Source organism: Anaerococcus sp. HMSC065G05 (genome assembly GCF_001812365.1).
GTDB lineage: Bacteria > Bacillota > Clostridia > Tissierellales > Peptoniphilaceae > Anaerococcus > Anaerococcus vaginalis.
Map to the genome: position 1 here is coordinate 1 of NZ_KV808706.1, position 9,439 is coordinate 9,439.

7 protein-coding genes, 1 tRNA gene and 1 pseudogene are annotated in these 9,439 nt (G+C 31.0%); 7 read left to right on the top strand and 2 right to left on the bottom strand.

Annotation, left to right across the window (positions count from 1 at the left end):
• Window positions 1-51 precede the first annotated feature (51 nt).
• Window positions 52-128 (top strand) — tRNA-Arg (locus HMPREF2852_RS05200).
• Between the two features lie 214 nt (window positions 129-342).
• Here the strand turns inward: HMPREF2852_RS05200 and HMPREF2852_RS05205 are convergent.
• Window positions 343-1,047, bottom strand: coding sequence for a B3/B4 domain-containing protein (locus HMPREF2852_RS05205; protein WP_083306970.1), 705 nt, complete (start codon window positions 1,045-1,047; stop codon window positions 343-345).
• Between the two features lie 25 nt (window positions 1,048-1,072).
• A complete protein-coding gene (locus HMPREF2852_RS05210) occupies window positions 1,073-2,335 on the bottom strand; it encodes a helix-turn-helix domain-containing protein (protein ID WP_070606392.1) in 1,263 nt (420 codons plus the stop codon).
• Between the two features lie 301 nt (window positions 2,336-2,636).
• Between HMPREF2852_RS05210 and arcA the strand changes: the two genes are divergently transcribed.
• The 6 genes and pseudogenes from arcA to HMPREF2852_RS05240 all read left to right on the top strand — a co-directional run.
• Window positions 2,637-3,866 carry an arginine deiminase gene (gene arcA / locus HMPREF2852_RS05215; protein ID WP_070606396.1) on the top strand — a complete coding sequence of 410 codons (1,230 nt, stop codon included), beginning with the start codon at window positions 2,637-2,639 and terminating at the stop codon, window positions 3,864-3,866.
• A gap of 60 nt (window positions 3,867-3,926) precedes the next feature.
• Complete coding sequence (argF, locus tag HMPREF2852_RS05220; protein ID WP_019117392.1) at window positions 3,927-4,931, top strand: ornithine carbamoyltransferase; 1,005 nt, start codon at window positions 3,927-3,929, stop codon at window positions 4,929-4,931.
• Between the two features lie 34 nt (window positions 4,932-4,965).
• Window positions 4,966-5,901: a carbamate kinase gene (gene arcC / locus HMPREF2852_RS05225; protein WP_004839169.1), complete on the top strand. Its 936-nt coding sequence runs from the start codon at window positions 4,966-4,968 to the stop codon at window positions 5,899-5,901.
• 9 nt (window positions 5,902-5,910) lie between these two features.
• Window positions 5,911-7,416, top strand: a complete 1,506-nt coding sequence (locus tag HMPREF2852_RS05230) for a YfcC family protein (protein ID WP_070606397.1) — start codon at window positions 5,911-5,913, stop codon at window positions 7,414-7,416.
• 206 nt (window positions 7,417-7,622) lie between these two features.
• Window positions 7,623-8,852: a S1C family serine protease gene (locus HMPREF2852_RS05235; protein WP_070606399.1), complete on the top strand. Its 1,230-nt coding sequence runs from the start codon at window positions 7,623-7,625 to the stop codon at window positions 8,850-8,852.
• Window positions 8,853-9,034: 182 nt separating this feature from the next.
• Window positions 9,035-9,439: pseudogene (locus HMPREF2852_RS05240) on the top strand (peptidase); the annotation flags it as partial.

The following is a 9,439-nucleotide window of genomic DNA, read 5'->3' on the forward strand; positions in this document are numbered from 1 at the left end:
CAGAGGTTCGACTCCTCTCAGGCGCGCCAATATTTTTATAAAAAATATTGAGCGGTATTAGCTCAGTTGGATAGAGCGACTGGCTACGGACCAGTAGGCCTGGGGTTCGAATCCTCAATGCCGCGCCAGAATTTTGGATCTTTAGTTTTGCTAGAGGTCTTTTTTATTGCTTTTTTATTTTTCCCAATTTATTTTGTATTTATCTTTATATGCGTTGATTTATTTTTTGTAACTTTGCATAAAAAAACTGTTGCAAAATTTTTTTATAATCAATATTAAGTCTTTGAAATTTTGAATTTCTCTTATTATTGATTATTTTTATTTTGCAACAGATATTTTTTTCTATTTGATTTCTATGCTTGGATTATCTTTTGTTAAAAAGTGAATTTCTACTTTTCCTTCCAAATATTTTTCTAAATTTTCTGCTAGATAGTTTATTGCTTCTTTCAAATCGTCTTTTCTATCTGGATCTATGTTCTCCATAAAAAGTATTGCATTTTTTGTATCTTCTGTTATCATTGTTCTTTGGCAATCTCTCCAATTAAAACACCTACAAATTGCTCCTTTTTCATCTCTGTAACATAATTCTCCTTCAAGAGTTGGTGAATTTTTGTCATCTCCTATGGCTTGGAAAGGGTCATTTCCTTCTGTAATTTCAAGTTTTACATCGCCTACAAATTTGTCTATATCTTCAGCTCCGCATGGTAGAGCATAATTTAATGATGCAGCATTGTAAATGTCAACTAGGGGATTGATACTTCCAACGTCTTTGTCTTTTACAACTCTTTTTAATAGGGCTTCTATTGAACAGCGTGCTCCTTTTTTTGTTTTGAATAATTTAAAGGCATCTCTCCACACTTTTATTACTGGATTTTCGCTAAATACTGGTTTTTTAAGATAATCTAGGGCTTTTTCGTTTGCATTATCAAGTTCGTCTCTTATTTCTCTATTTGATTTTTCTTCCATTTTTATGTCTTTAAATAGGATAAGTCCTATTTCTGCTTCAGGGAATAAATCCCAAAAAGATTCGCTTGCTATAAATTTCATAATTTTCTCCTTTTCTTTTTTCCTACTATATTATATTTCCTTCAGAGTCTTGGTAGTTTATTGTTGTCCTAAATTTATTAGGAGATACGCCAATTATTCTGCTAAAGGCTCTTTGGAAAGTTCTTGTTGAATTATACCCGACTTTCATTGCTATATCTATTATTTTTAAATCTGTTGTTTTTAACATTTCACATGCTTTTGAAATCCTAAGAAAATCTAAATATTCGTAGAAATTTTTTTCAAATTGGAAATAAATTAATCTGTTTACTTCAGATGTTGAAATGCCAAATTCTTTGGCTACTTTTCCAATTGTAAGATCTGTGTCAGTATAGTTTTTGATTTCATAATTTATAACACTATCAAGAAGTTTTGCCTCAGATTGTTTGAGACTGACTTGTTTAATATTGTAATAATTTCTAAATTCGCCAGGATTGATTCCTTCAGTATTTTCAAATATTTTCGTAAAGTGTGATGAGTCTGTATAGCCAACGCGTTTTGCAATTTCATTTAGACTTTTTTCAGAAAACATTAGTAAGTCGATTGCTTTTGAAAATCTAATTCTATTTAATAATTCTGAAAATGTAAAGCCAATATTTTCTTCTAAATATTTTGTAAGACCTGATTTGCTAATGAAAAATGTAGAGGCAAGCCTGTCAAGTGTTAACTTTTCGCTCATGTGGGAATACATATACCTAAGAATTTGATTAATTTGAATTTGATGTTCATAATTTGCCTTGGTACTTATTTCATTTTTGTTTTCAAATCTTAAAAATTTAATTAAAATTCTTATAATTGATGAAATAAGATATTCATCAGAATATGGTTTTTCATCAATTTCTTCTTGGAAAGAGTCATTTCCAACTTCATCTTTGATTTCAATAAAAGAATTTTTCATATCATGAAAAGCCTTGCTATCAAGAATTTTTATAGGATTTTTTGACAAAACTTCTATAGAATTAATTTGATTTTTCCTAAAATTACAAATATTTTTCAAATCGTCATTTATAATTTGAAAATTGTATACGATTTTGTAAAATTCCAAATCTTCTGTAACATCAGTGATAGTTGTAATATCCCAAGGCAGAATAGAAATCATGGTATTTTTTTCGATTAGATACTCAACCCCGTTTATCATAAATTTCCCCTTGCCTTTTTTGAACAAGAGAAGTCTTGCTGTACTGTGAATTAAAGTTGTGGTAGAACTGTCTTGAAATTCTACTTCAAAATTACATATTTTTGATAAATCTGAAATTGCAGAAATTTTGGTTTGTATATTACTTATAACCATAAATAACCTCTTTAATTTTAGTTTGATATATACTTATATTATATAATATTTTAAGCTAATTTACTAATTTTTAGCCATTTATTAATAATTTTTCATAAAAACACTTATAAAAACATTTTCATTTGAATATAATTTACAATAAACTATCCGAAATTTGTCGTGTAAAAATGAAACGGTTAGAGTATACTATTGATGTAAACGATATGAGTGGCTCTAAAATTTATCTTGAATGAAAAATTCAAAACGAAACTTTATTCAAGTAAAGAGATACACTCTATTTATATATATTTTAGGAGGAATTATGAAAAAGATTCAAGTAACAAGCGAGATTAAACCACTAAAAAGAGTTTTGGTTCACAGACCAGGAGATGAATTATTAAATTTAACTCCATCAACTCTTGAAGAACTATTATTCGATGATATTCCAGATCTAGCATCAGCTCAAGAAGAGCATGATAGATTTACAAATATCATGAGAGATAATGGAGTAGAAGTTGTTTATCTTGAAGATTTAATGGCTGAAACACTAGATGCTAACGAAGGTTTAAGAGAAACTTTCTTAGAACAATATTTAAGTGAAACAGGATGTGAAGATAAAGAAATCCTTGCAAAAGCTAAAGAATATTTAGAAAAAATTGAAGATACAAAAGAATTTGTTGAAAAAACAATGGCTGGTTTAACATTAAAAGAACTAGGACTTTTCACAGAAGAAGATCTTCATGAAATGGTTGTAGGAAAATCATATCTTGCAATTAACCCAATGCCAAACCTATACTTTACAAGAGATCCATTTGCATCAGTAGGAAACGGTGCAGTTATCAATAGAATGTATTCTGTAACAAGAAATAGAGAAACAATCTACTGTGATTATATCTTTAGATTCCATCCAGAATACAAAGGAAATGTTCCAAATCTTTATGGTAGAGATAACGAATACCATATAGAAGGTGGAGATACATTCAACGGAAATGAAACTACACTATTAATTGGTATTTCACAAAGAACACAATATGAAGCAATCAAAGTATTAGCTAAAAAATTATTCTTTGGAGAAAATGAAAACAAGATTGAAAAAATCTACGCATTAAAAATCGATGAAAACAGAGCCTTCATGCACTTAGATACAGTATTTACACAAATCGATTATGATGCATTCACATACCATCCAGCTATAATCAAAGAAATGGAAGTTAAAATCATAACAAAAGATGAAGCAAACAATGATTTACACATTGAAACAGCTTCAGGAAAATTAGACGAAATCTTAGCAAAAGCACTAGGAATCGAAAAAGTACGTCTAATCCCATGTGGTGGTGGAGACCCAATAGCTGCAGAAAGAGAACAATGGAATGATGGTTCAAACACATTAACACTTGCTCCAGGAAAAGTTTTAGTTTACAAGAGAAATACAGTAACAAACGAAGTACTAAGAAAAGAAGGTATTGAAGTATTAGAATTAGATGCATCAAACCTAACAGTAGGTCGTGGTGGTCCAAGATGTATGTCAATGCCATTAGAAAGAGAACTATAAGAAGTAAGTTAGTCGCAAAATAAAATTAATATTGAAAAACAAAAATAAGGAGAAAATAATATGCCAGTAAATTTACAAGGACAAAGTATACTAGGATTAAAATTCCTAACAGAAGATGAAATCAAATACCTAATAGATCTAGGTGAACAATTTAAAAAATTAAAATTAACAAGAACACCACACAGATATCTAGAAGGAAAAAATATAGTATTATTATTCGAAAAAACTTCAACAAGAACACGTTGTTCATTTGAAGTAGCAGGAATGGACTTAGGAATGGGAGTAACATACCTTGATCCAGGTTCAAGCCAAATGGGACACAAAGAATCAATCGAAGATACAGCAAAAGTATTGGGAAGATTTTATGATGGAATCGAATACAGAGGATTTGACCAAGAATTAGTAGAAAAATTAGCTAAATATTCAGGAGTTCCAGTATGGAATGGTCTTACAGATGATTTCCACCCAACACAAATGATTGCTGATATGCTTACAATCAAAGAAAACTTTGGATACCTTAAAGGATTAAACTTTGTATTCATGGGCGACTGCAGAAATAACGTAAGTAACTCATTAATGGTAGCATGTGCTAAACTTGGAATCAACTACACAGGTTGCGGTCCAAAAGAATTATGGGCAGATGAAAAATTAATTGCAGAAGCAAAAGAATTTGCAAAAGTTCACGGATCAAAAGTAGAATTTACAGAAAACGTAGAAGAAGCAGCAAAAGGTGCTCACGCAGTATATACAGATATTTGGGTATCAATGGGAGAACCAAAAGAAGTATGGGAAAAGAGAATTGAATTACTTCATCCATTCCAAGTAAACCAAAAAGTTATGGATTTAGCAGATGATGATGCAATCTTCTTACACTGCCTACCATCATTCCACGATCTTCATACAACAACAGGTATAGATGTAAACGAAAAATTCGGAGACAAATATGACCTTGATGGAATGGAAGTAAAAGACGAAGTATTCCTAGGAAAACAAAGTAAAGTATTTGATCAAGCAGAAAACAGAATGCATACAATCAAAGCAATTATGTATGCAACATTAAAATAGAAAAAATAAAAATAGAAACGGATATATTTAATAGATGACAAAAAAAAGATTAGTTATCGCTCTCGGGGGTAATGCTTTAGGCAATACCCCTCAAGAGCAATTAGAATTAGTAAAAAAGACAGCTAAAACAATAGTAGATTTATCAGAAAACTACGATGTAGCAGTAGGACACGGAAATGGTCCACAAGTAGGAATGATAAATAACGCAATGGAATTTTCAGCAAACAAAGGTGGCAATACACCTGAAATGCCATTTCCAGAATGTGGCGCAATGAGCCAAGGATATATTGGTTATCATTTATCACAATCAATAAGAAATGAATTAAAAAACAGAGGCAAAGATTCCGAAATAGCTTGCGTTGTTACACAAGTTTTAGTTGACAAAGATGATGAAGCTTTCAACAAACCAACTAAACCAATAGGAAGTTTCTTAACAAAAGAAGAAGCTGAAGCTAAACACGAAGAAAACGGCTACGAATACGTAGAAGATGCAGGTAGGGGATACAGAAGAGTTGTAGCAAGCCCAATACCTAAAGAAATCATTGAAATAAACGTTGTGGAAAATTTGGTTTCAAATGGTAATATAGTAATAACAGTTGGTGGAGGTGGTGTACCGGTAATAGATACAGAAGAAGGATTACAAGGTGTGCCAGCTGTAATAGATAAAGATAGATCATCTGCATTATTAGCAAAAGAATTAAATGCTGATATGTTAGTAATATTAACAGCAGTTGATAGAGTTATGATCAATTTCAACAAACCAAATCAAGAAGAAATCAAAGAAATGACTGTTAATGAAGCTAAAAAATATATTGAAGAAGGACACTTTGCTCCTGGTTCAATGTTACCAAAAGTAGAAGCTTGTTTAGAATTTGTTGAAAAATCAGAACAAGGTCTTGCACTAATTACATCTTTAGAAAAAGCAGCTGAAGCATTAGAAGGAAAGACAGGTACTATAATAAAAAAATAGGAGAATACTATGAAAAAAGGTAAGAAAAAATCACTAAGTGCATTTTCTATCTTGATGATAGTTCTAGCTGCTGTATGTTTAATAACTTTATTAGCTAATGGTCAAGCAATCGATTCAGATATTATAAAATCATTAGACCCAGGCAAATATGAAGATCTTATAAATGCAGTTAAAGCTGGAGAAACAGTTACTGTACAAAGTGCTAGTTTAAGTGACTTTATTATGGCTATTCCAAATGGATTTATGGATGCCGCAGATCTAATTATATTTATTTTATGTATTGGTGGATTCATCGGTATAGTAATGAGTACTGGTGCTATGGAAGCAGGAATTCGTTCCTTAGTAAGAAAAAACAAAGGTAAAGAAGGAAGACTAATTGCAGTATTAATGTTCCTATTCTCAGTTGGTGGATCAACATACGGAATGGCAGAAGAAACAATTGGTTTTTATCCATTAATCACAGCAGCAATGGTAGCAGCTGGACTTGATACAATGGTAGCAGTAGGAACAGTTCTACTTGGAGCTGGAGCCGGAGTACTAGGTTCTACAATCAACCCATTCGCTACATCAGCAGCTATGGGAGCATTGGAATCAGTTGGTATAAAATCTAATGCAACAACAGTAATGATTATAGGCGTTATCCTTTGGTTATCAACAGATTTAATCGTTATAAAATTTGTATTGAATTATGCTAAAAAATTATTAGAAAACAAAGAATCTTCCATTCTAAGCGCTGATGAAAAAAACGCTATGGAAGAATATTTCTCTAACGATAACGGAGAAGAATTAGAATTTACTGGAACACACAAAGCTGTATTAACAGTTTTTGCTATAACATTTGCAATAATGATTATATCATTAATTTCTTATGTAGACATCAATTTCCACGGAGACGAAGAAGCTTATTTGAAAGCATTTGGTTGGTCAGATTTCTTGACAGGATCTCCATTAGGATATTGGTACTTCAAAGACTTAGCAGCACTATTTACCTTATCTAGTATAGTAATAGCTATAGTTGCAAAAATTGGCGAAAAAGAATTTGTAGATGGATTTATCGCAGGAGCTGCTGATTTATTATCAGTAGGTTTAATCATAGCAGTAGCAAGAGGAATTACAGTAGTAATGAGCTCTACTCACTTAGATTTCTTCATCCTACAAAATTCAGCTAAATTGCTAAGAGGAGTTTCTCCATTTGTATTCGCACCACTTGCATACTTGATTTACATGTTATTATCATTCTTAGTACCATCAACATCAGGACTTGCAGCATTATCAATTCCAATCATGGGATCTCTTGCTCATCAATTAGGATATGACCCTAACATAATGATCATGATTTTCTGTGGCGCTTGTGGACTTGTAAACTTTGTTACACCAACATCAGGAGTTGTAATGGGTGGACTTGCAGCAGCAAGAGTAGAATATTCAACATATTTGAAATGGGTAAAGAAACCATTCTTTATAGTAATGATTGCAAATATTGTAATTTTATCAATTGCAATGGCTGTAATGTAATAAAAACAAAACTAACAAACTCAGATTTTTCTGGGTTTGTTTTTTATTTAAAAGAAAAATAAATAAGAAATTAATTATAAAAAATTAAAAATAATTTTAGAAAAATCATTTAAAGAAATTTACAAAATCAAATTTCTACTTATCTATAACATATTATTTACAATTTTTTATATAATAATATAGGAAAGAATAATAAGGAGGAATAGATGGCTAGAAGAAATCGTGGTTCTGGTGGATTTTCTAATTTTCTTTCAGGACTTATAGGAGCTGTTTTGGGTGGATTTTTAGTTTTTTCACTTTTGGGTAGCTCATTAAAAACATCAGATAATAATAAAAAAGAAGCTAATACAAATTCAAATACCAAAAAAAATAATGTAGTAAATATAACAACAAACGATGAGATGACAATGGAAAGAGCAGTTGTCGAAAAAAGTATAGATTCTGTTGTAGGAATTACAACAAAAACAAAAACTACACAAAATACAATTTTGGGTCAACAAACAGGCTATGTTGAAGGAGTAGGCTCAGGCTCAATCGTTACAAAAGACGGATATATTTTGACAAATTCACACGTTGTAGGCAATGGAGATGCAAGCGAAATCAATGTTTTATTTTCAAATAATAAAACAAAAAAAGCAAAACTTGTTTGGAATGATACAACCTTGGACCTTGCAGTTATAAAAGTTGAGGCAAATAATTTAAAACCAATCGACTTAGGCGATAGCGATACAGTAAAAGTAGGAGATAAATCAGTAGCAATAGGTAATCCATTAGGACTTCAATTACAATCAACAGTTACAAGCGGAATAATTTCAGGACTTGATAGGACAGTTTCATTCCAAAATGGAGCACAAATGGATGGATTAATGCAAACAGACGCTGCAATAAATTCCGGAAACTCTGGAGGAGCTTTGCTAAATTCAAAAGGACAACTTATAGGAATTAATACAGCAAAAGCAGGAAATTCTGATGGAATAGGATTTGCAATTCCAGTAAATTTGGCAAAAAAAGTTATAAAAGAAATAGCTAAAAACGGTAAATTTAATTCAGTATATTTGGGAATTACAGGAATAAATTTGGATTTACTTTTACAATACAATAATATAGATAGCAAAAACGTAGGAAGTGAAGACGGAGTATTTGTACAATCAATCTCAGACGATGCGAAAAATTATTTTAGAAAAGGCGATATAATTACAGGAATAGATGGACAAAAAGTAAAAGATATGTCTAACTTAAAAAAGATTCTATTAAATTATAGCGTAGGGGATACTTGCAAAATTCAAATTGTAAGAGCAGGCGAGAAAAAAGAAATAGATTTCAAATTTACAATGGATTCATCAAACGTCGAAGAATTTAAAGAAGCAAATCCAAAAAAAGAAGACAGTAAAGAAGAAAAAGAAGGTCAACAATTGCCAGATTGGCTAAGACCATAAAAAACCAAAAACATGGGTAAAATTGATAAATTTACCCATGTTTTTTATTGGAAATAGTTTCGAAATTTTCGAATTTAATTTTATGGATAAATATTTAAAATATTTGACAATATATATATATATATATATATATAATGTTTAGTGAAAGAATATTTAAAAAAATAAATAAAAGGAGAAAATTTATGAACAAAAATAAGAAAATTATAAGCGCTAGTCTAGCCTTGGCACTAGGAGTAAGCTTATTAATTCCTAATGCAAAAGCAAATGAAGAAAAATCAGTAGAAAATGCCTTAAAAGAGCCAGTTAAAACTAGTGAAAAAGTAAAAACAGAAGAAAATTCAGCTGTTGTAAATGAAAAAATCACTATAAAGAAAGCTCCAGTAAAAAAAGGCGACGCAGAAAAACCAGACGGCGAAACAGAAAAGCCGGAAGGCGAAACAGAAAAACCAGACGGTGAAACAGAAAAACCAGACGGCGAAACAGAAAAACCAGACGGCGAAACAGAAAAACCAGACGTCGAAACAGAAAAACCAGATGGTGAAACAAAAAAACCAGATGGCGAAACAGAAAAACCAGACGTCGAAACA